This window comes from Marinobacter sp. (assembly GCF_044799475.1).
GTDB lineage: Bacteria > Pseudomonadota > Gammaproteobacteria > Pseudomonadales > Oleiphilaceae > Marinobacter.
On sequence record NZ_CP085217.1, the window covers coordinates 1,420,090 to 1,440,993 of the forward strand.

Consider the following 20,904-nt stretch of genomic DNA (forward strand, 5'->3'; position numbering starts at 1 on the left):
CAACGCCATTCAGGCTGCTGTCAGCTTCCGGCTGTAGTATCTTTCTCCCAGGGCTGGAATAGAGGCGAACGATGCGGGTACTGTTGGTTGAGGATACTGTCGGGCTTGGTGAGGCGGTGCGGGATCAGATCGCCGATGACGGCCACGCGGTGGACTGGGCGCAAACACTGAACTTTGCTGAAGCCAGTATTCAGACAATCGCCTACGACCTTATTCTGCTTGACCTGATCCTGCCGGACGGCCATGGCCTGGATTTTTTGAGAAAGCTGAGGACAACCAAACACACGACACCCGTCATCATCCTTACGGCCAGAGATCAGGTGTCTGACCGGATTGAAGGGCTGAACGCCGGTGCCGATGACTATCTGGTAAAGCCCTTTGATCTTTCCGAGTTATCGGCTCGTGTGGCTGCCGTTGCCCGTCGTTACCGAGGCAATCCGAGCCCGCTGATACGCGTGGGGCATCTGGAGGTGGATCTCGGTGGTCACCGCATCAGGCGCAACGGTGAGCCGGTGGAGCTTACTGCCAGGGAATGGGCCCTGTTCGAGGGCTTCATCCAACGCCCTGGAATGTTGTTATCGCGATCGCAGCTGGAGGACCGTCTCTACGCCTTCGGGGCGGAAATCGAAAGTAACACCATTGAAGTTTATATCAGCCGTTTGCGTAAAAAACTGGGAAAGGATGCCATCATAACCGTCAGGGGCATGGGCTATCGCCTGGACACACATGACCAATAGAACCAGCTTACAGAAACGCCTGAGCATCGGCCTTACACTTGGCGTCACCCTTCTCTGGCTGTTGGGTGTTACCGCTTCCGGACTGGTGGCCCAGCACGAGATGAACGAGGTGTTTGACAGTGCCCTTCAGGAAACGGCCCAACGAATTCTACCGCTGGCCGTTACCGACATCCTGAACCGGGAAAATGGCACGGGGAATCAAACAGCCCCTTCTCTTAAAGACCATGACGAATACCTCACATACCTGGTCCGGGACGAAAAGGGCAACCTTCTGCTCCAGTCGCACGATGCCGATCCCGGCGTTTTTGGAAAACTGCCACAGGAAGGTTTTTCAAACACACCGACGCACCGGATATACGGCGCGTCTGCCGTCAGCGATACCGTCTATATTGAAGTAGCCGAACCCCTGGCTCACCGTCGCGAATCCGCTCTGGAGGCGGGGCTGGCATTGCTGGTGCCTCTGATCATCCTGATCCCGATCAGCCTTATGGGTGTCTGGTGGATTGTCCGGCTTTCCCTGCGCGAGGTGGTCGAATTCAGGCAATCGATAGAATCCAGGGGTGCAGGAGATCTCTCTCCCGTTGAGAGGGAGCAGTTACCAGCAGAATTTGAGCCGATCGCCGTTGCCGTCAACCGGTTGCTGGAGCGCTTGCAACGTGCTCTTGAGACAGAACGAAGTTTTACCGCCAACAGTGCCCATGAATTGCGGACCCCCCTGGCAACAGCACTTGCCAAAGTGCAGCGGCTGAAGACCCAGGTACAGAGCGACCAACTCAGGAACAATGTTGGCGAGATTGAGGAAACCCTGCGCAGCCTGTCGCTACTGACCGGGAAGCTGCTCGAACTGGCGAAGGCAGAAGGAGGCGGCGCAACATCGCAAACCCGGCATAACCTTGTGCCAATACTGACGATGATTGTTGGGGATTTTGAGAGACAGGTACCCGGGAGGATTGTTCTGAGCGTGCCAGAGAGTGAGGTGCACTCCTTTCTGGACCCAGACACCTTTGCCATCCTGGTACGCAACCTTATTGAGAACGCACTCAAACATGGCTCCCGGAAACAGCCCGTGGCGGTCACCATGTCCGATGATGGTTCGTTGAAGGTAAGCAATGGCGGTAACATCGTGCCACCAGAACAACTCGTCCTGTTGCGAAACCGGTTTGCACGCTCAAAAACGGATGCCGCCGGTTCCGGCCTGGGCCTGGCTATTGCGGACGCGATTGCCACAGGTGCCGGCATGACGTTGCATTTGCGCTCGCCGGCAACCGGGCGGCAGGACGGCTTTGAAGCGGAGCTGGATGTGGCATGTACCTGACACTTACCGACTTCTGCTGCTGACGAGCATCATTCAGTCACTGAGTCTGGCCGTTTTCCTGCTGCTTCCCTTCAACGTCCGTCTTGTCAGCAATCGGCTCCTGGTCGCTACACTGGTCTCCTTCGCTGCCTGGCTAGGTGAGATCTTTCTGTACGGAAGCGGACTTGCGCTTGAGTATCCTGACATCGCTTGCCTTGGGACTCTCCTCGGACTTCTGCAAGCGGGGACGCTCTATCTGTACGCGACCCTCGTGAAGGTGCATCGTGCCTCCGAAGGTGCGCCGTATACCGGCATCAAGCCGCCCGGACAGATCGATCGCCTGGTCGAGAACATCACCGGCAAGACCGAAGACGGTATTCGTGAACGATACGAGGAGGCGCGCCGCGCCCGGACCCGTGCCGATCAGAGCGTAGAGAAAGGCCGCGACTTCGTCACTGACTACGTCAACTACATCCATTACGTCGAAGGCGTACATGGTGCCGCAGGGGGAGGAGGGCACCAAGCCTCTCTTGAGTACAAACGCAGTCCGTGCCGGCTGAGAAAGGTAACTCCGACTTAGGGGAAGGCAATCCGAGTGGTAAGGGGGGCACATTGCTACAAAGCACTGCCTTATGCTGTCGCCCCTCAACGATTTAAATTATCTTGAAAGAACAGCTTAACGTTCCAGTCCAGCTAGATGACGCACGATCAGGAGGATTCAAAGATGAAACGGTTCTACTCACTAAGCCTTGGCGCATTGCTCGTTGTTCTCATGGCCGGGTCCGGGGCCAGTGGCCCTGCCAATGCCCAAACGGACGAGCAAAATGCTCACGCAACCAACTCGAAGGAAGAAAAGGGAAACAACCAATCGGACGGGCTGAGACAGAGAACTGGTATCCCCTTTCAGATCACCCAACCTCCTGAGGGTACCCTGCCATTGCTGGCAATTATGATAAACATGGAGCAGAACATGGCGGCTCTCCAGGCAGGTCACCTCATATAAACCATATTGCAACACTGCTAGCAAGGCTGTTCAGCTAGCCTTGCTTTCTTTGATTTGAACGAGGATGCGAAGCAGAAGGCGCTGGTGAAATACGGGTTCATAGCGCCGGTCGGACCCAGAAATTTGAGGCCACGACACTCGGATCGATGAAGCCTCCGGGAGTTCAGCAGGGCGGTTTTTGCAGGCAAAGGTCAAAATTTTTCACTCTAAAACTATCGGGCCAAAGCCTCGGACAGACCCTGGACACAATTTGGACACAGGAAATAAAAAAGGATCTGCGCTCAGGTCGGCCGTGGTTGGAGACCTGACAAAAGAGGATGGACTCAGATCGCCCTGTGGGCGATCTTCGGGGCTTTGCCCCGCCTTCGCTTTGCTGCGGCGCCCAAATCGCGTTCGTGATTTGTCGAACCTGAGGTTCTCATCAAATCGCTCCGGCAAACAATCTTTCATAAAAAACCCCGCACTGTGGCGGGGTTTTTTATGAAAGATGGCGCGCCCGAGAGGATTCGAACCTCTGACCTCTGCCTCCGGAGGGCAGCGCTCTATCCAGCTGAGCTACGGGCGCATGAAACCGACAGCGGTGCGTCAATTTCGAGTGCGCAATCTTACGTGTGACGCCTGCGTCTGTCCAGCCCCTCGCGGTGAATGTCGGGCTTTTGTGTTGCTGGCGTGGTGCACCGTGCCGTTCCGGGTTAGCCTTCCCGGTATCCATTGTTTCCCGGTATTCAACTGAGGCGGTTCATGGCAGTTCTGCGCGGTTTTCTGAGTCTGACGCTCTTCTATTTGCTGGGTGAAGCCCTGCAGCATCTGTTTGTGCTGCCGGTGAGCGGTGGAGTGATTGGCATGGCTCTGATGACCCTGATGCTGATGCTGCGCGGGCAGATCGGGCAGGGCCTGGCCGGTGCCAGCCAGGCTTTGATCAGTGTGCTGGTACTGCTGATCATGCCGGGCGTGGTGGGTGTTTTCTTTCTCGCAGACGAGTTCGCTGGCCAGTGGCTGGCGGTGGGTGTCGCGCTTGGCGTGGGGACGCTGCTCAGTGTTCTGACTACGCTTCTGCTGATGCGCGCGCTGGTGAGCCGCCAAGGTGCGGAGACATCCGATGAGTGACCTGTGGTTGCGCTTCAGGGCTCTGGTGGACGAGCTGTCCGGCCTTCCCATGCTCGCGGTGGCTCTCACCCTGGCCGCTTTTTTTGTCGGAGAGCGGGGTTTTCGGCTGCTGCGCCAGCCCATCTGGTGCCCGCCTGTGCTGCTTTCTGCATTTTTGCTCAGTGCCTTTCTGCTGGTCCTGGGGCTGGAGTTTGGCCAATACCGTGAGGGGGCCCAGTGGCTGACCTGGCTTTTGGGTCCGGCAACGGTGGCGCTGGGTGTGCCGCTGTATCAGCAGATGCATCATATTCGTGCGCTCTGGCGTCCGATTCTGGTGACCCTGCCAGTGGCCGCCACCCTGGCGGCGGTTTATGCCCTGGCGTTTGCAGCTCTGTTCGGTGCCTCTCCCGAGGTGCTGGCCTCGGTGGCGCCCAAATCTGTGACTGCACCTATCGCCATTGGCATTACTGAACAGCTTGGCGGCTCTGTTTCGCTGATGATGGGCGGGCTGCTGGTGACCGGTGTGCTCGCCACCCTCTGTGTGGATGGACTGGGCCGCTGGCTGGGGATTGTCGATGACCGCATCCTGGGCTTCGCCCTGGGCCTGAATGGTCATGCCATCGGTACTGCCCGGGCCTTTGCGATCAGTCCTGCTGCCGGCGCCTTCGCTTCTCTGGGAATGGGCCTGACCGGCCTGTTCACCGCCCTGATGCTGCCGCTGGCGTTCAGTGTTTTCGTTCCCTGAACGCTGATTCATCCCGCGCATGAGGCCATGTCGTTATTTCGATTGCTCATTACCCCCGGTCACACTAACTTTGTTCAGCATCGCACAGGGAGCCATGAGCTGCTGTGTGCCGGTCGAAAAATTCAATTACAAGAGCGACGGAATAGTCATGAAAAAACTTTTGACTGCTTTTGCGGGCTGTATGGTGCTTGCTGTTGCACCCATTGCCTCCTCTGCCGAGGCGAACAGGGAACTGAAAATGGCATATGATGCCGACCCGGTGACACTGGATATTCACGAGCAGCTGTCCGGAGGGGTGGTGCAGCTGTCTCACATGACGTTTGATCCGCTGCTGCGCTGGACCAGGAATCTGGAGTTTGAGCCCCGGCTTGCCGAGAGCTGGGAGCGGATCGACGACAGAACCCTGCGGTTTCATCTCCGTGAAGGCGTCAAGTTCCATTCAGGAAACCTGCTCACCTCCGAAGACGTCAGATTTACCTTTGACCGCCTCAAGCAGAGCCAGGATTACAAGGGCATTTTCAAGCCTTTCACTGAGCTGAGAGTAATTGATGACCATACGTTTGAGCTGGTCACCAGTGAGGCCTATCCTCTGGCCCTTAATGCTGCCACCTATATTTTCCCGATGGACAAGGCCTTCTACTCCGGCACGGACGAAGAGGGCAGAGACAAGAGCGAGATCAGCAAGCAGGGCAGCACCTTTGCTTCCCGGAACCAGTCCGGCACAGGCCCTTTCCGGGTAACGTCCCGGCAGCAGGGAGTGAGGGTCGAGTTCGAGCGTTTTGCTGACTACTGGGATGAGAACTCCCCGGGCAATGTGGGCAAGGTGGTTCTGACGCCGATCAAGGAAAACAACACCAGGGTCTCGGCTCTGCTGTCCGGCGGCGTGGATTTCATTGCTCCGGTTCCTCCCACCGATCTTGAGCGGATAAAGCAGGATCCCGATGCCAGCCTGGTCACCATGAGCGGCACCCGCATCATCCTTTTCCAGCTCAATCAGAAGCGCTTTGAGCCCTTCCAGGATGTCCGTGTTCGCCAGGCGGTAGCCCACGCCATCAATCAGGAAGGTATCGCAGCCAAGATCATGAAAGGCTTTGCCACCCCTGCGGCCCAGCTGTCACCTGCAGGCTATCAGGGCCATAACGAAACCCTGAAACCCCGCTACGATGTTGCCAAAGCCCAGGCCCTGATGAAGGAAGCCGGCTACGAGGACGGTTTCACCATTACCCTGATGGCGCCCAACAACCGGTACGTGAACGATGCCAAGATTGCCCAGGCAGTGGCGTCCATGCTCTCCCGGATCAACATCAAGGTGAACCTCAAAACCCTGCCGAAGGCCCAGTACTGGCCCGAGTATGACAAGCGGTCCGGGGACATGATGATGATTGGCTGGCACGCGGATACCGAAGATTCTGCGAACTTCTACGAGTTCCTGACCATGTGTCCGAGCGAGGAAACAGGCATTGGCCAGTACAATGCGGGCAACTACTGTAATCCGGTCATTGATGCCATGGTGAACGAGGCCAACTCGGAAACCGATCCGGTGAAACGCACGGCCATGCTGCAGGAAATCGAGAAGCGTCTGTACGATGATGCGGCTTTTGCACCCCTGCACTGGCAGGATCTGGCCTGGGCGTCCAGGAAGAATGTGATTATCGAGCCGGTGCTCAATGTCATGAACTTCCCTTACCTGGGTGACCTGGTTATCGAAGACTGAAAGTGCGCTGATGTCACGGCCCGGCATCCCCGCCGGGTCCGTGTTCTGTTCCAACCAACCCCAATTTCCGGAATTCATTCATGTTAGCCTTTTTGGTGCAGCGGATAGGTCAGGCTGCGCTGGTGATGTTTGTCATCAGTGTGATCAGTTTTTCCATCCAGGAAGGGCTGGGCGACCCACTCCAGCAGATGGTCGGCCAGTCGGTATCTGAAGCGGAGCGGGAAAAGCTCCGGGAGGAGCTGGGCCTTGATGACCCCCTGCCGATTCAGTATCTGCGGTTCGCCGGCAACGCTCTACAGGGCGACCTGGGAACTTCCTATTCCTTTGGCAAGCCGACCCTGGAAGTAATCCTCGATCACCTGCCGGCTACCCTGGAACTGGTGATTGCGGCCAGTCTCATCATTGGACTGCTCTCGGTTCCCATCGGGGTCTATGCTGCCATTCGGCCCAGGGCCTGGCTGTCCAGGTTTTTCATGGGGATAAGCACGGTCGGCATTTCCATTCCGGTCTTTCTGACGGCCATCATGCTGATTCAGCTGTTTTCCATTGGCGTCACAGTTAGCTGGTTTCCCTCCGGCACCGACTGGGGCCGGTGGCTCAATGACTTTTTCTCCACTGATGGCGGCATGCCTTCCTATGGCCGGGGTGATGAGCTGGTGCACCTGTTTGGCAGCTGGCGTTCGGGCTTTTTCAGTCAGGACGGGCTGATGCACCTGGTGCTGCCCGCGGTTTCCCTGGCGTCCATCATGCTGCCTCTGTTTATCCGGCTGATCCGAGCCGAGATGATGGAAGTGCTGCAGAGCGACTATGTCCGCTATGCCCACGCCAAGGGGCTGGCGCCACGCCGCATCCATTTTCTTCATGCCCTGAAGAACACCATGTTGCCGGTGATTACCGTGGGCGGCGTGCAGATCGGTGTCATGGTGGCCTACACCATCCTGACTGAGACCGTATTCCAGTGGCCGGGCGTTGGACTGATGTTCCTGGAGGCCATCACCCGCAGCGACATACCTCTGATCGTGTCCTACCTGATGGTGGTGGGCCTGATTTTCGTCATTACCAATACGCTGGTGGACCTGATCTACGGACTGGTCAACCCCACTGTCAAACTGACGGGGAAGAAGGCATGACCACAGCGACCGTTTCCCGCTGGGCCCGTTTTCGCGAGTCCTTTCTCTGGTACAGCTTCTGGCGCGACAGGGTCGCCGTTGTCAGCTTCCTGGTATTTGCGCTGATCACGGTGGCGGCCTTCATGTCTCCGTTGCTGGCGCCGGCGGATCCCTACGATCTGACCCAGATCGACATCATGAATTCGGAGCTTCCACCCGCCTGGATGGCCGGAGGAGATCCTGAATTCCCGCTGGGCACGGATGCCCAGGGGCGGGATCTTCTTTCGACCATTCTCTATGGCACGCGGGTCTCTCTGCTGATCGGCTTTGGTGCTGTGATCCTCCAGGCGACCCTGGGAATCCTGTTTGGCCTGCTGGCAGGGTACCTGGGCGGCCGGGTGGATTCGGTTCTGATGCGGATCGCCGATGTGCAGCTTTCCTTCTCCACTCTCATGGTGGCGATCATCGTCGGGGCGGTCTTCAAGGCCAGCTTTGGCAGCCTGATGTTCGGGGAAATTGCGATCTACATGCTGATTCTGATCATCGGCGTGGCCGAATGGCCCCAGATTGCCCGCACTGTCCGGGCCTCGGTGCTGGCGGAGAAGAAAAAGGAGTATGTGGATGCGGCCAGGGTCATGGGGTTTCGCACAAAACGCATCATGTTCCGCCACATTCTGCCCAATACCCTGTCGCCGATCTTCGTCATCTCCACGGTACAGATCGGCAATGCCATCATTTCCGAGGCGGCACTGTCGTTTCTCGGACTCGGCATGCCGGAAACCCAGCCCTCCCTGGGGTCGCTGATCAAGTCCGGGTTCGACTATATCCAGAGCGGCTCCTGGTGGATCACCCTGATCCCGGGTCTGGTTCTTGTTTTGCTGGTACTGGTGATCAACCTGCTGGGCGACTGGCTGCGTGATGTAATGAACCCAAGACTTTACAAGGGCTGAGCCATGGCACTGCTGGAAGTAAGAAATCTTGATGTGCGCTTCGCCGTGCGTGGCGGGGATCTCCATGCCCTGCAGGGAATCAGCTTTTCCCTTGATCGGGGAGAGCGTCTCGGCCTTGTGGGTGAGTCTGGCGCGGGTAAATCGGTGGCGGCCTTCTCGATTCTCAAGCTGATTGCCCAGCCAGGCTACATCGCTGGCGGTGAAATCCTGTTTGAGGGCCGGAACCTGGCAGCCATGAGCGAGAGGGAGCTGCGTCAGATCCGGGGCAACCGCATTGCCATGATATTCCAGGATCCGATGATGACCCTGAATCCGGTGCTCACCATAGGCACCCAGATGGTCGAGGCGCTGAAAGCCCACCGCAGCATAACGACCCAGGCGGCCCGGGAAATCGCTCTGGCGAAGCTGCGTAAAGTCTATATTCCATCACCGGAAACCCGTCTGGATCAGTATCCCCATGAGCTGTCTGGCGGCATGCGCCAGCGGGTGATTATTGCCATCGCGCTGCTGCTGGACCCGGAAATCATCATTGCGGATGAGCCCACCACTGCGCTTGATGTGACAATTCAGGCCGAAATCATGGCCCTGCTGCTGGAACTCTGTGAAGGCGAAGGTGTGGCCCTGATGCTGATCACCCACGATCTTGGCATTGTTTCCCAGGTCACCCAGCGGATGCTGGTGATGTATTCCGGCCGCATCATCGAACAGGGCCCCACCCGGGAGATCATCAATGACGCCCAGCATCCCTACACCCAGGGTCTGATCAACGCTCTGCCCCAGATGGGGGAGCGGGGCCGTCGCCTGTACCAGATCCCCGGCTCCATGCCGTCACTGCGCAACATTCCCACCGGCTGTCCGTTTCATCCCCGCTGCGAGTTTGCGACGGATATCTGCGGCCAGGATATGCCGGATTATGTGACATCCGGCAACGTGAACGTCGCCTGCCACGAGGTGCGCAAGCTTATTGATGAGGAGCGGCAGATGCAGGAGGTGAAATCATGACAGCCCACAAGGCTCCGTTGCTGGAAATCCGCAATCTGGAAAAACGCTTCGACCTGTCCGGCAACTTCCTGGAGCAGCTGCGGTTTCGTAAAGGCCGCATTGTGAGGCATCAGGAATACGTTCATGCCATCAACGGGGTCAGTCTGGGCGTACAGAAAGGCGAGGCGCTGTGCGTAGTGGGGGAGTCCGGTTGTGGCAAATCAACGGTGGCCCGCACGGTCATGGGTCTGTTGACGCCTACCAGCGGAGAAATCCACTACGGGGGTGAGCGCATTGACCAGCTGGACGGCAAGGCCCTGCTGCCCTACCGCCGCAAGATGCAGATGATCTTTCAGAACCCCTACGCTTCACTGAACCCAAGGATGACCATCCAGCAGACCCTGGAGGAGCCGATCCGGTTCCATCAGCCAGCCATGTCAAACACAGAGGTCCGGGACAAGATTCATGAGGTCATGCATTCTGTGGGCATCAACCCGGACTGGGGTGGCCGTTACGGCCACGAGTTCTCCGGCGGGCAGCGGCAACGGATCGCCATTGCCCGGGCGCTGGCGGTGGACCCGGAATTCATTGTTGCCGATGAGCCCATTTCTGCGCTGGATGTATCGATCCAGGCCCAGGTGCTCAATCTCCTCATGGATGCCCAGGAGTCCCGGGGCCTGACCTATCTGTTCATTACCCACGATCTGTCAGTGGTAGAGCATTTTGGTACCAGGGTTGCCGTCATGTATCTGGGTACCGTATGTGAGCTGTCTGACACCCAGACCCTGTTCGACAGCCCACGGCATCCCTACACCCAGGCACTGATGTCGGCAATTCCGCGGCTTGAGGACTCCGGGGCCAGCCATATCCGTCTGAGTGGTGAGGTGTCCACTCCTGTTGATCTTCCTTCCGGCTGTGTTTTCCATGGCCGCTGCCCCTACGCCAATGAGCGCTGCCGGCGCGAAGTGCCAGGGCTGATCGCATCGGACAGCGGTAGCCAGGTAGCCTGCCATGCCGTCGAAGAGGGGCGTCTTTAGTGCCTCTTTTAGGCTATCCTGCGGGCACGGTCCGGAAATGAGGTAGGCATGGAAGTTCGCTGGCTGGAAGATTTTATTGCCCTGGCGAGGACGCAGCATTTTTCCCGTGCCGCGGAGCTTCAGCACGTCAGCCAGCCCACCTTCAGCCGGCGGATCCGGTTGCTGGAGGACGCCATGGGTACCATCCTGATCAATCGCCAGACCCTGCCCCTGTCGCTGACACCGGCAGGCAGGGTGTTTCTCGATATGTGCGAGCGGATTACCCGGGATGTCAGGGACACGCGGGACCGGATTGCCGCGCTGGAGGCAGACGCTGCCATGCGCATCAGCGTCGGCGCCACCGAGGGGCTGTTTTCCCACTTTTATTCGCAGTGGGTGGCCGGTGCGGGTCTCACGGAGAGGCTTCAGCTCAACCTGAACGCCACCAACTGGGTGGGTGAGGACTTTCTTGACGGGCTGGATAACGGTGAATGTGACCTGGTGCTGTGTTACTGGCATGAGCACCTGCCCTGGCGTAACAGGCTTGATCCGGCCCGCTATCAGTGGCTCGATCTTGCCGGGGAGACCCTGGTTCCTTTAAGCATTGGCCAGGATGGCGGCCAGCCAAGGTTTGAGCTGCCCGGCAGTCCTGACCAGCCAATACCGCTGATTGCCTATCATCCCCGGGGCTTTCTGGCTTCAGCCATTGCGGCCCATCTGGAACGGGTCCGCCCCCAGGCTTACCTGGCGCCACTGAACGAGAACACCCAGTCATCCAGCGTCAAGGCTCTGGTCAAACAGGGCTTCGGCATGGGCTGGCTGCCCGGCCGGATGAGTGAAAAGAGTGAGCAGTTCGGTCATCTGGTGCGTGCTGGGGACGGCAGATGGGACGTCGCCGTAAACATACGCCTGATCCGGCTGCGAACCCCCCGGTCAAACGACATTTCCGATCTCTGGAACCAGCTGGACCCTGATTATGACTGACAACCACCCAGATCACCTGCAGAAAGAGCACCTGGAAACCCTGCAGCAGCGGTATGAACAGGTTCTGCAGGAGCAGCAGTACGATGCCCTGCTTGTGAGCTCCGGCGCTGCGCCCATGCGCTATGCCGATGACCAGGCACACCACCATCAGGGTTACGGACCCTTTCTGCACTGGACGGGTCTGGCCGGTGTCGAGCATGGCTGGCTGCTGATCCGCCCCGGGCGCAAACCGGTTCTATGGCTTTATACCCCAGTGGATTTCTGGCACGCGACTCCGGATCTGCCGGCTGAGCCCCTGGCCACGGCCTTTGATGTTCACGGCAGCCACCAGAAGTCCGCTCCGGACCTACCCGGAGAGGCGCGGCTGGCGGTGGTGGGGGACCCGGCTCTGATCTCCGGTGTTGCCGGCGAACAGAATCCCCCGGCGCTTCTGGCTGCGATGGATCAGACCCGGATCCACAAGACCAGCTATGAGATGGCCTGCATCGGGAAGGCCAATGAGATGGCGTCCAGGGGACATGAGGCGGCGAAGGCGGCCTTTCTGGCCGGAGCCAGCGAATTCGACATCAGTCTGGCGTATCAGGCAGCCACTTTTCAGCGTGAAGTGGATGCGCCCTACCACAGCATCATTGGCCTCAATGAGCATGCCGCCACGCTACATTACCAGCATTACGACACCCGGCTCCCGGCACAGCCGCGAAGCCTGTTGATTGATGCCGGCTGCCGGTACCGTGGTTACTGTTCGGATATTACCCGCACCACGGCAGCGCCTGACGAAAGACACTTTATGGGCCTCATTGCCGGACTCGAGGCCCTGCAGCAGCGCCTGTGCAAAGCAGTGGCTCCGGGTGTGGATTACGTAAAACTGCACATGACCACGCATCAGGGGATTGCCGCCCTGCTGTCGGCAGCGGGAATTATCCGGGGCATCAGCGATGAGGCTGCGGTGGAGCAGGGGGTCACCAGCGCCTTCTTTCCCCATGGGCTGGGGCATTTTCTTGGTGTCCAGGTGCATGATGTGGGTGGCAAGCCCCGGCCTTCACCGGCTCACGCCCCCATGCTGCGGCTGACTCATACTCTTGAGCCGGCCATGGTGCTGACCATCGAACCCGGCCTGTATTTCATTCCCTTCCTGCTGGGTCCCCTGCTGGCAGGGGACATGAAGCACCACCTGAATGCCGGTCTGATAGACGAACTCCGCGGCTGTGGTGGTATTCGCATTGAGGACAATCTGGCGGTGACGGAAACCTCCGCCCGCAATCTCACCCGCCCCTGGCTGCCGTAACTGGCCACACCGGAGATTTTCCATGCCCCATGATGAACAGTTCGCAAGCGACAACTACTCCGGCATTTGCCCCGAGGCCTGGGAAAACCTGGCTCTCGCCAACCAGCGGGACGCCCGCGCCTATGGCGAGGACGCCTGGACCCAGGAGGCAGCGGACCAGTTGCGGGAGCGGTTTGACAGCGACTGTGAGGTGTTTTTCGTGTTCAACGGCACCGCCGCCAACTCCCTCTCGCTGGCGGCCATGGCCCAGTCCTTCCACAGCGTGATCTGTCACGAGCTGGCCCATGTTGAGACCGACGAGTGCGGGGGCCCGGAATATGCCTCCAACGGCTCCAAGCTTCTGGTGGGCACCGGCGACAATGGCAAACTGACACCCCAAAGCATCGAGAAGCTGGTGACCCGGCGCACGGATATCCATTACCCCAAGCCCCGGGTCGTCACCCTGACCCAGGCCACGGAAGTGGGCACGCTGTACAGCCTGGCAGAGCTGAAGGCCATTCGTGAGGTGGCCGACCGCCATAATCTGCGTATTCACATGGATGGCGCACGCTTTGCCAATGCAGTGGCTGCGATGGACGTGGAGCCTGCGGACATTACCTGGCGCGCAGGCATTGACGTGCTCTGCCTGTCCGGCACCAAGAACGGCATGGCGATGGGCGAGGCCATCCTGTTTTTCAACCGTGCGCTGGCGGAAGATTTCGAGTGGCGCTGCAAGCAGGCGGGGCAGCTGGCTTCGAAAATGCGATTCATATCCGCGCCCTGGTGCGGCCTGCTGAAGAATGATGTCTGGCTAAAAAATGCCGCCCACGCCAATGCCTGTGCTGAGCGCCTCGAAGCCGGCCTGAAAAACATTGAGGGCGTCCGGCTGACCTTTCCCCGTCAGGCCAACGCGGTTTTCGTGGCGCTGGCTGCCGACGCCCAGGAAGCGCTCCGGAGCAGAGGGTGGAACTTTTACACCTTCATCGGAGGGGATTCGGCCCGTTTTGTCTGTTCCTGGTCCAGTACGCCTGAGCGGGTCGACGCGTTGGTGGCGGATATAGCCGCCGTTATCGGGGCCTGATGGGCGTCACGTGGGAGCCGGATGCTACGAATTGCACAAAATTACGTCAGAGCACTTGCATTAAGGCATGCGAATAACAATAATTATCACTCAGGTTAATCGATGAGTGAGAAAATCCTATGTACGTCTGCCTCTGCACAGGTGTTACTGACCATCAGATCCGCGCCGCTGCGGAAGATGGTTGCACTTCCATGCGCCAGCTCGGCAAAGAGCTTGGGGTCGGTCGCCAGTGTGGCCGCTGTGCCTGCATGGCACGGGAGATCCTCCGTGAATCCCAGTCCCGGGATTATTTCAATCTGGCCAATATGCTCGCTCAACCAGCCTGATTCCTGACGCTTTCTTCCGGCGCAGCCGCGCCGGAGTCATTGGCTGTATGTTTTGCGCCATTCCTCCGGTGGGAATCATTCACTGTTGCGGTTTTTTATCACGGTCAATCGGCCTATCCTTGGTGGATTAACAGGACAGGAAAAGGAGGCCAGAGGCCATGAAAGGTGACAAGAAGGTTATACAGCATCTCAACAAGGTGCTGGGAAATGAGCTGACGGCAATCAACCAGTACTTTCTCCACTCGCGCATGTACCGGGACTGGGGCATTACTCATCTGTCGGCGAAGGAGTACGAGGAATCCATCGATGAGATGAAGCATGCGGACCAGCTGATTGAGCGCATTCTGTTCCTCGAGGGGCTGCCCAACCTGCAGGATCTCAACAAGCTTCTGATCGGTGAGAACGTCAAGGAAATGATCGAGTGTGACCTCAAGCTCGAGCTTATTGCCCACAAGGATCTCAAGGACGCCATCCTCTACTGCGAGGAAGTGAAGGATTATACCAGCCGCGCCCTTTTCCGGCACATCCTCGACAGTGAGGAGGAGCACATCGACTGGCTTGAGACCCAGTTAGACATGATCGGAAAAATGGGCATCCAGAATTATATCCAGCTGCAGTCTTCCGCAGCCGGCTAGATGGCAGACCGGCGGCCCTTCATGGGCCGTCATCCTTCCCCAGAGCCCATTGCCGCCGTCCTGGCGCATTTTTACAGAAGTACTCTGCCTCTGTCCCTGCTGTACCCGCCGGAATGACGGGTTACAATTACGGCCGTTATTTTCACTGTCCCCAGGGACGACTCAAGGAGACTGCAATGGATCTGTCCTGTTTCAAGGCTTACGATCTGCGCGGCCGCGTGCCGGATCAGTTGAACCCGAAGCTGGCCGAGCTGATCGGCCGGGCCTATGTGGCCATTACCGGGGCCAGAAAGGTCATCGTGGGCTACGACATCCGCCTCTCCAGTCCGGAAATTGCGGGCGCCCTCAGTTCCGGACTGATGGCAGCCGGCGCCGACGTGTTTGATATCGGCCTCTGTGGCACCGAGCAGGTGTATTTTGCCACCAGCCATTACCGGATGGATGGCGGCATCATGGTGACGGCCAGCCACAATCCCCGTGATCACAACGGCATGAAACTGGTAGGGCCCGAATCCAGACCTATCAGTTCGGACAACGGCCTGAATGCCATCCGGGACAGGGTACTGGAGCCCTTTGCCGACGCTCCCAGCCAAGGCAGATTTGAACCCCTGGAGATTGAAGCGGCCTATATTGACCATCTGCTGGGTTACATTGACCCTAGCTCCCTGAAGCCAATGAAGATCGTGGTCAACGCCGGCAATGGCGGGGCTGGCGTGGTGGTGGATGCGCTGGAACCCCATCTGCCTTTCAGTTTTGAACGGGTGCACCATGAAGCGGATGGCAATTTCCCCAATGGCGTACCCAATCCAATCGTGGAGGAGAACCGGGCTGTGACGTCCCAGGCTGTGATTGCAAGTGGGGCTGCCATGGGCATCGCCTGGGACGGCGATTACGACCGCTGTTTTTTCTTTGACGAAAACGGCCGGTTTATCGAGGGCTATTATATTGTGGGCCTGCTGGCAGACCAGTTTCTGCGCAAGGCCGGCGGCGGCAAGATCATCCATGACCCCCGGCTGACCTGGAACACTCTGGATCTGGTGAAAGCGGCCGGTGGCGAGGCCATTGAAAGCAAAACCGGCCACGCCTTTATCAAGCAGCGTATGCGGGATGAAGACGCGCTCTACGGCGGCGAAATGAGCGCCCATCACTATTTTCGTGACTTTGCCTACTGCGACAGCGGAATGATTCCCTGGCTGCTGGTGGCAGAGCGGTTGTGCCAGTCGGGCCAGACCCTGTCGTCACTGATTGATGCCCGCATTGAAGCCTATCCCGCCAGTGGCGAAATCAATCGTACCATCCAGGACCCGCCTGCGGTGATTTCGGCGATAGAGAAGCGCTACGGGCCGGAGGCGATTTCCGTCAGCCACGTGGACGGGGTGAGCATCGAATATGCCGACTGGCGCTTTAACCTGCGTATGTCCAACACAGAACCGGTTGTGCGCCTGAACGTGGAATCCCGGGGCGATATCCCGCTGATGAAAAGAAAGACACAGGAACTGCTGGAAGAAATGGAACGCCTGGACAGGGCCGGCTAGCCAGCACCGCAGGAGGTGATTCACAGGCCCGGCACAAGGCCGGGCCTGTTCGTTCACAACCAGTCGTTGAGCATGACGCCTACGCCGATGCGCTGGATGCGCTCATTGTAGTCGATCAGGCTCTCGCCGTAGCCATCGTAGTACTGCACATAGCCCTTCAGGTCGCCGCCCATGGGAAAGCTGTAGCCAAGCTGGATCGAAGTCTTGTTATCTCCGGTTCGCAGGTTGTTGCGCAGCTTGAGGGAAAGGGTTTTGCTCTCGCTCCATTTGTAAACTGCCCAGAAATCGCCGTGGCCCAGGTATTTTTCGATATCCGGGTTGTCATCGTCTTTGCTGTCTTCGGGAATCCGGTACCAGGGGTTCAGCATGAACAGCCAGCGGTCATAGCTTGATACGAACGACCCGGTAAGACGGTTCCAGCTTCTCGATTGCGGCTCAGAGCGGCCGTTGGACTGATGACTGATTCCAAGCGAGGCGCCACTAAGTGTGATGGGCCCAAAATCCATGTTGGCCTGATAGCGGGCAAAGATCTCTACGTCGTAATTGGTTTCGCGAAACGGCTTGGAGCTGTCGTTGTTGTATACCTGCCAGAAAGACAGCTGGGTGTAGCCGAACCACAGGGTGGTTCGGTCATCAAGCACGCCGGTCAGCAATGGGATCTTGAAGCTGATCTGATATTTGGCTTCTTCGTCGTCCAGTCGTTCATCAAAGGTTGTGGTGCCCAGGGTGGGGCTGCTGGGAGTCTGGTTAGGCTCGTGGGCGTGGGTGACGGGCAGAATGTAGGTTGGACGGTGGGTTACAAAGCTGCCTGAAAAGGAAAAAAGCGCCTTCTCGGTTGCCACGTAGCGTTCCATGAATGCCTTCATCACGCCGGCATCTTCGTCCTGACTGTCTTCCTCGTCTGATTTCACGTCTGCGGTTTCATCAACCTCGCCGTCCTGATTGATGCCGAGGTTGGCCGTGGCTTCTTCGGCAGCCTCGATTTCCTTTTCACTCGCATTCTCCCGGGCTTCCTGCGGCTCGGTCAGATGGTCGTAGCAGGCCAGACGACGGACACCGCTGGAGATCAGGGCGCAATCTTCCAGGTCGGGTTCATTTCCTTCAAGGTTCCTGCCCTGTGCTGATGCCAGCGAGGTTGCAAGGGCCACCGCCAGCGCCAGATATTTTGCAATCGGTTTCATCCGGTAACTCCGCGAAAATCGGTCACACCATGCTGATCCAGGTGCGGGCAATACCAAAAATCCAGATCCCCAGAAGTGTCAGGGTCAGCAGCCCAAAGGTAACCCTGTGGCGCCATTGGCTATGGCCTCCTGTCTCATGGACCCAGCGCAGGTACATCAGGCCGAGAAAGCTCAGAAATACCAGCAGGCTCGCAATGGCCGGTACCAGCAGCCAGCCGCGGGAGGGCGCAGAGCCCTCCTGGCCGGCGCCGGCCAGCATCACCATGGACGCCAGAAGCGCCGCCAGGGAACCAAATTCCACGACGAGAAGGCGCTTTCGCCAGCGATGGTGGGGTGGGCGATCTCCGGTTTTTTGTACAGCCATGGCTTAGTTCCTTCGGTTTGGGCATTATGGTAACGGTTTCGGCAGGTTACCGTTAGTCCATGGCTCCGAATTAATGCGGCCGAAAGGCTTGGGAGAGGCGGAAAATGGATGCTAACCGGTACTTTGGTTTTTTTGGCCCACTCCAGTCGCTATAATGCGGCAACAGAATTTATAACGCTCTGATGAGAGGTGTACTGTGAAGACAATGAAAATCCTGGCGGCTGTACTGTTTGGTATCAGCCTGACCGCGGGTGTGGCGCTGGCGGCGGTGGAAGATGAGGTCCGGGCGCGTATCGCTCCCGTCGGCGAGGTGTGTCTTGAGGGTGAGGACTGCGCGGAGGGTGCGTCTGCTGCACCGGCGGCTGCAGACGAGGAGCCCCGCTCCGGTGAGGAAGTCTACGCAGCAGCCTGTCAGGCCTGTCATAACACCGGCGCTGCCGGCGCCCCGAAACTCGGCAACCAGTCCGAGTGGGAAGGCCGGATGGACAAGGGCATGGAAACCCTGGTCAGCCACGCCATCAATGGTTTTAACGCCATGCCGGCAAAAGGTGGTTGTGGCAACTGCTCCGATGAGGAAGTCGAGAAGGCCGTTGAGTACATGATGGCCGAGCTGGAGTGATGTAAAGCCCCACTGGGCTGATGACACAAAAAAACCGGCCTGGCTGCCGGTTTTTTTGTGTCCGTAATTTCCGGTATTCCGGTTCAGACCCCCAGGTCCCCAAGCAGTGCGCTCAGGGTGGCCTTGCCTTTTTTCTGGTTGGCCTCAACATCCAGGTCGCCCATGCCTTCCCACTTCACGTCGTCTTCCGGCAGTTCGTCGAGGAAGCGGCTGGGAATGGTTTCCAGTTTTTCTCCATACTGCCTCCGCTGGGCGGCGAAGCTGAGCGTCAGGGTTTCCCTGGCCCGGGTAATCCCCACGTACATCAGGCGCCGCTCTTCTTCTACGTTGTCTTCCTCGATGCTGCTGCGGTGCGGCAGAATTTCCTCCTCCAGGCCCATGATGAACACATGGGGGAATTCCAGGCCCTTGGAGGCATGGAGGGTGAGCAGCTGAACCTTGTCGCTGTCGTCCTCTTCTTCCCTCTGTTCCATCAGGTCCCGCAGGATGAGCCGGCTGATGGCGTCCTCGATGCCCAGTTCATCTGCCGTGCCCTTGCCGTCGTCCAGCATCTTTCTGATGGACTCCACCAGATACCAGATGTTCTCCATGCGCCGCTCTGCCTGTTTGGGGGAGCCGGCATGCTGGTGCAGCCATTCCTCGTACTCTATGTCGGTGAACAGCTGCTTGATAACCGGCACCGGATCTTCCTGATGCAGGCGCTGGCAGGTGCGGTCCACCCAGTCGGAAAAACGGCGGAGACGCTCCATTCCCTTTTCAGCCACATGGGACTCGGCCCCCATATCACCCAGGGCACGGAACAGGCTGACATCGCGGGAGCGTGCATAGTGGCTGAGCTGCTCCAGGGTACGGGGGCCGATTTCCCGCCGGGGCACATTCACCACCCGCAGAAAGGCGGCATCGTCGTTGGGATTGACCAGAAGCCGCAGGTAGCCCATGGCATCCTTGATCTCGTTGCGGGAAAAAAATGACTGACCGCCGGATATGCGATAGGGAATCTTGTAGCCCTGCAGCTTCATTTCCAGCAGCCGCGCCTGATGATTGCCCCGGTAAAGCACCGCAAAGTCCCGGAAGCCGAGGCCCTTTTTCAGTTTCTGGTCGAGAATTTCCGTGGCAATCCGCTCCGCCTCTGCATCCTCATTGCGGCATCGCACGATGCGGATTTCCTCACCGATGGTGTGGTCGCTCCACAGGGCCTTTTCAAACACATGGGGGTTGTTGGCAATCACCAGGTTGGCACTGCGCAGGATGCGGCCGGTGGAACGGTAGTTCTGCTCCAGTTTGATGATGTTCAGGCTCGGGAAGTCGGTCTTGAGCTGGGCCAGGTTTTCCGGCCGGGCACCGCGCCAGGCGTAGATGGACTGGTCGTCATCGCCCACCACGGTGAACGCCGAGCGTTCCGCCACAATCAGCTTGACCAGCTCGTACTGGCACAGGTTGGTATCCTGGTACTCGTCCACCAGCAGATAACGGATCTTGCGGCGCCATTTCTGCAGCACCTCGGGGTTGTTGCGGAACAGCTGCACGGGCAGCAGGATCAGGTCATCAAAATCCACCGCATTGTAGGCCTTGAGATATTCCACATAGCGGGCGTAGACCAGGGCAATGCGCTGCTCCCTTTCATCCGCCGCCCTGCTGAGAGCGTCGGATGGTCCCCGCATGGCATTTTTCCAGCTGGAAATCGTCATCTGGATGTCGGAAAGCTCGTCGCCGGCGTCGGCGCTCGCTTCCCGCATCATCAGGTCCTGCAGCAGGGCTTTCGCGTCGTCCGCATCGAATATCGAGAATCCCGGGTGGTAGCCAATGTGACTGTGCTCTTCCCGGATAATGTTCAGACCCAGATTGTGAAACGTGGATACAGTGAGACCCCGGGCGAGCTTGCGGTCCACCAGGCGGGTGACCCGCTCCTTCATTTCTCTTGCGGCCTTGTTCGTAAAAGTGAGGGCGGCAATATGACGACCGGGAATGCCTATCTGCTCGATAAGGTAAGCCATCTTGCGGGTGATCACGCTGGTTTTGCCGCTGCCAGCACCTGCCAGGACCAGCAGTGGGCCTTCCACATAGCGGACGGCTTCGCGCTGGCGGGGGTTGAGTCGGGTCACAAATGGCCTGCTGCTGAATTATCGAAGGGATATGATTCTACATGACAGAGACAGCCCTGTACCTCAACCATCAATCAGCTATGCTTGTCGTGTGCCTGTAAAATATTGTCATTTCCGCAGCTTGCGGGTGGAATGCAGACCAGCAGATTTTTCAGAGACACGGACTGTTAATCACAAG

Annotated in this window: 21 protein-coding genes and 1 tRNA gene; 18 read left to right on the top strand and 4 right to left on the bottom strand. The window is 58.3% G+C overall.

All coding sequences use genetic code 11. The features are described from left to right. Positions 1 to 71: 71 nt before the first annotated feature. The 4 genes from LG327_RS06620 (at position 72) to LG327_RS06635 (ending at position 3,034) form a co-directional block, all read left to right on the top strand. Positions 72 to 737 (top strand): response regulator, encoded by a 666-nt coding sequence (locus LG327_RS06620; protein ID WP_404367494.1) that lies wholly within the window; start codon positions 72 to 74, stop codon positions 735 to 737. Beyond that, complete coding sequence (locus LG327_RS06625; protein WP_404367497.1) at positions 727 to 2,052, top strand: ATP-binding protein; 1,326 nt, start codon at positions 727 to 729, stop codon at positions 2,050 to 2,052. Before LG327_RS06620 ends, LG327_RS06625 begins: the two co-directional genes overlap by 11 nt. Next, on the top strand, positions 2,036 to 2,611 hold the full coding sequence (locus tag LG327_RS06630) for a DUF6448 family protein (protein WP_404367500.1): 576 nt from the start codon (positions 2,036 to 2,038) through the stop codon (positions 2,609 to 2,611). Before LG327_RS06625 ends, LG327_RS06630 begins: the two co-directional genes overlap by 17 nt. Positions 2,612 to 2,755: 144 nt before the next feature. Continuing rightward, positions 2,756 to 3,034 carry a hypothetical protein gene (locus tag LG327_RS06635; RefSeq protein ID WP_404367503.1) on the top strand — a complete coding sequence of 93 codons (279 nt, stop codon included), beginning with the start codon at positions 2,756 to 2,758 and terminating at the stop codon, positions 3,032 to 3,034. A 488-nt stretch (positions 3,035 to 3,522) separates the two neighbouring features. On the opposite strand, the gene LG327_RS06640 is transcribed toward LG327_RS06635, so the two are convergent. Next, positions 3,523 to 3,599, bottom strand: a tRNA-Arg gene (locus tag LG327_RS06640). Between the two features lie 176 nt (positions 3,600 to 3,775). Between LG327_RS06640 and LG327_RS06645 the strand changes: the two genes are divergently transcribed. The 13 genes from LG327_RS06645 to LG327_RS06705 all read left to right on the top strand — a co-directional run bounded on the left by LG327_RS06645 (position 3,776) and on the right by LG327_RS06705 (position 16,460). Beyond that, the gene (locus LG327_RS06645; protein WP_404367505.1) at positions 3,776 to 4,141 is read left to right on the top strand and encodes a CidA/LrgA family protein; all 366 of its coding nucleotides are present in this window, start codon (positions 3,776 to 3,778) and stop codon (positions 4,139 to 4,141) included. Beyond that, entirely contained in the window at positions 4,134 to 4,865 is a 732-nt protein-coding gene (locus tag LG327_RS06650) for an LrgB family protein (RefSeq protein ID WP_404367508.1), read from the top strand. The genes LG327_RS06645 and LG327_RS06650 overlap by 8 nt, the downstream gene beginning before the upstream one ends. Before the next feature lie 148 nt (positions 4,866 to 5,013). Continuing rightward, positions 5,014 to 6,579 carry an ABC transporter substrate-binding protein gene (locus tag LG327_RS06655; protein WP_404367511.1) on the top strand — a complete coding sequence of 522 codons (1,566 nt, stop codon included), beginning with the start codon at positions 5,014 to 5,016 and terminating at the stop codon, positions 6,577 to 6,579. Positions 6,580 to 6,659: 80 nt separating this feature from the next. Further along, positions 6,660 to 7,709 (top strand): ABC transporter permease, encoded by a 1,050-nt coding sequence (locus LG327_RS06660; RefSeq protein WP_404367514.1) that lies wholly within the window; start codon positions 6,660 to 6,662, stop codon positions 7,707 to 7,709. Beyond that, complete coding sequence (locus LG327_RS06665; protein WP_404367517.1) at positions 7,706 to 8,638, top strand: ABC transporter permease; 933 nt, start codon at positions 7,706 to 7,708, stop codon at positions 8,636 to 8,638. The genes LG327_RS06660 and LG327_RS06665 overlap by 4 nt, the downstream gene beginning before the upstream one ends. A gap of 3 nt (positions 8,639 to 8,641) precedes the next feature. Then, positions 8,642 to 9,640 (top strand): ABC transporter ATP-binding protein, encoded by a 999-nt coding sequence (locus tag LG327_RS06670; RefSeq protein WP_404367520.1) that lies wholly within the window; start codon positions 8,642 to 8,644, stop codon positions 9,638 to 9,640. After that, positions 9,637 to 10,656 carry an ABC transporter ATP-binding protein gene (locus tag LG327_RS06675; RefSeq protein ID WP_404367522.1) on the top strand — a complete coding sequence of 340 codons (1,020 nt, stop codon included), beginning with the start codon at positions 9,637 to 9,639 and terminating at the stop codon, positions 10,654 to 10,656. The genes LG327_RS06670 and LG327_RS06675 overlap by 4 nt, the downstream gene beginning before the upstream one ends. A gap of 48 nt (positions 10,657 to 10,704) precedes the next feature. Beyond that, complete coding sequence (locus LG327_RS06680; protein WP_404367525.1) at positions 10,705 to 11,619, top strand: LysR family transcriptional regulator; 915 nt, start codon at positions 10,705 to 10,707, stop codon at positions 11,617 to 11,619. Then, positions 11,612 to 12,904, top strand: coding sequence for a Xaa-Pro dipeptidase (pepQ, locus tag LG327_RS06685; RefSeq protein ID WP_404367528.1), 1,293 nt, complete (start codon positions 11,612 to 11,614; stop codon positions 12,902 to 12,904). Before LG327_RS06680 ends, pepQ begins: the two co-directional genes overlap by 8 nt. 22 nt (positions 12,905 to 12,926) lie before the next feature. Beyond that, positions 12,927 to 13,964 (top strand): threonine aldolase family protein, encoded by a 1,038-nt coding sequence (locus tag LG327_RS06690; protein ID WP_404367531.1) that lies wholly within the window; start codon positions 12,927 to 12,929, stop codon positions 13,962 to 13,964. A gap of 119 nt (positions 13,965 to 14,083) precedes the next feature. Then, positions 14,084 to 14,290, top strand: a complete 207-nt coding sequence (locus tag LG327_RS06695; protein ID WP_404367533.1) for a bacterioferritin-associated ferredoxin — start codon at positions 14,084 to 14,086, stop codon at positions 14,288 to 14,290. Between the two features lie 158 nt (positions 14,291 to 14,448). Then, complete coding sequence (bfr, locus tag LG327_RS06700) at positions 14,449 to 14,925, top strand: bacterioferritin (protein WP_404367536.1); 477 nt, start codon at positions 14,449 to 14,451, stop codon at positions 14,923 to 14,925. Between the two features lie 176 nt (positions 14,926 to 15,101). After that, positions 15,102 to 16,460, top strand: coding sequence for a phosphomannomutase (locus LG327_RS06705; protein WP_404367539.1), 1,359 nt, complete (start codon positions 15,102 to 15,104; stop codon positions 16,458 to 16,460). A 53-nt stretch (positions 16,461 to 16,513) separates the two neighbouring features. On the opposite strand, the gene LG327_RS06710 is transcribed toward LG327_RS06705, so the two are convergent. Both LG327_RS06710 and LG327_RS06715 read right to left on the bottom strand, forming a co-directional pair. Further along, positions 16,514 to 17,641 (bottom strand): phospholipase A, encoded by a 1,128-nt coding sequence (locus tag LG327_RS06710; RefSeq protein ID WP_404367541.1) that lies wholly within the window; start codon positions 17,639 to 17,641, stop codon positions 16,514 to 16,516. Positions 17,642 to 17,663: 22 nt separating this feature from the next. Beyond that, positions 17,664 to 18,005 carry a hypothetical protein gene (locus tag LG327_RS06715; RefSeq protein ID WP_404367544.1) on the bottom strand — a complete coding sequence of 114 codons (342 nt, stop codon included), beginning with the start codon at positions 18,003 to 18,005 and terminating at the stop codon, positions 17,664 to 17,666. A gap of 205 nt (positions 18,006 to 18,210) precedes the next feature. Between LG327_RS06715 and LG327_RS06720 the strand changes: the two genes are divergently transcribed. Then, complete coding sequence (locus tag LG327_RS06720; RefSeq protein WP_404369270.1) at positions 18,211 to 18,624, top strand: c-type cytochrome; 414 nt, start codon at positions 18,211 to 18,213, stop codon at positions 18,622 to 18,624. A gap of 83 nt (positions 18,625 to 18,707) precedes the next feature. Here the strand turns inward: LG327_RS06720 and rep are convergent, their stop codons facing one another. Further along, on the bottom strand, positions 18,708 to 20,726 hold the full coding sequence (gene rep / locus LG327_RS06725) for a DNA helicase Rep (RefSeq protein ID WP_404367546.1): 2,019 nt from the start codon (positions 20,724 to 20,726) through the stop codon (positions 18,708 to 18,710). Positions 20,727 to 20,904: the final 178 nt, after the last annotated feature.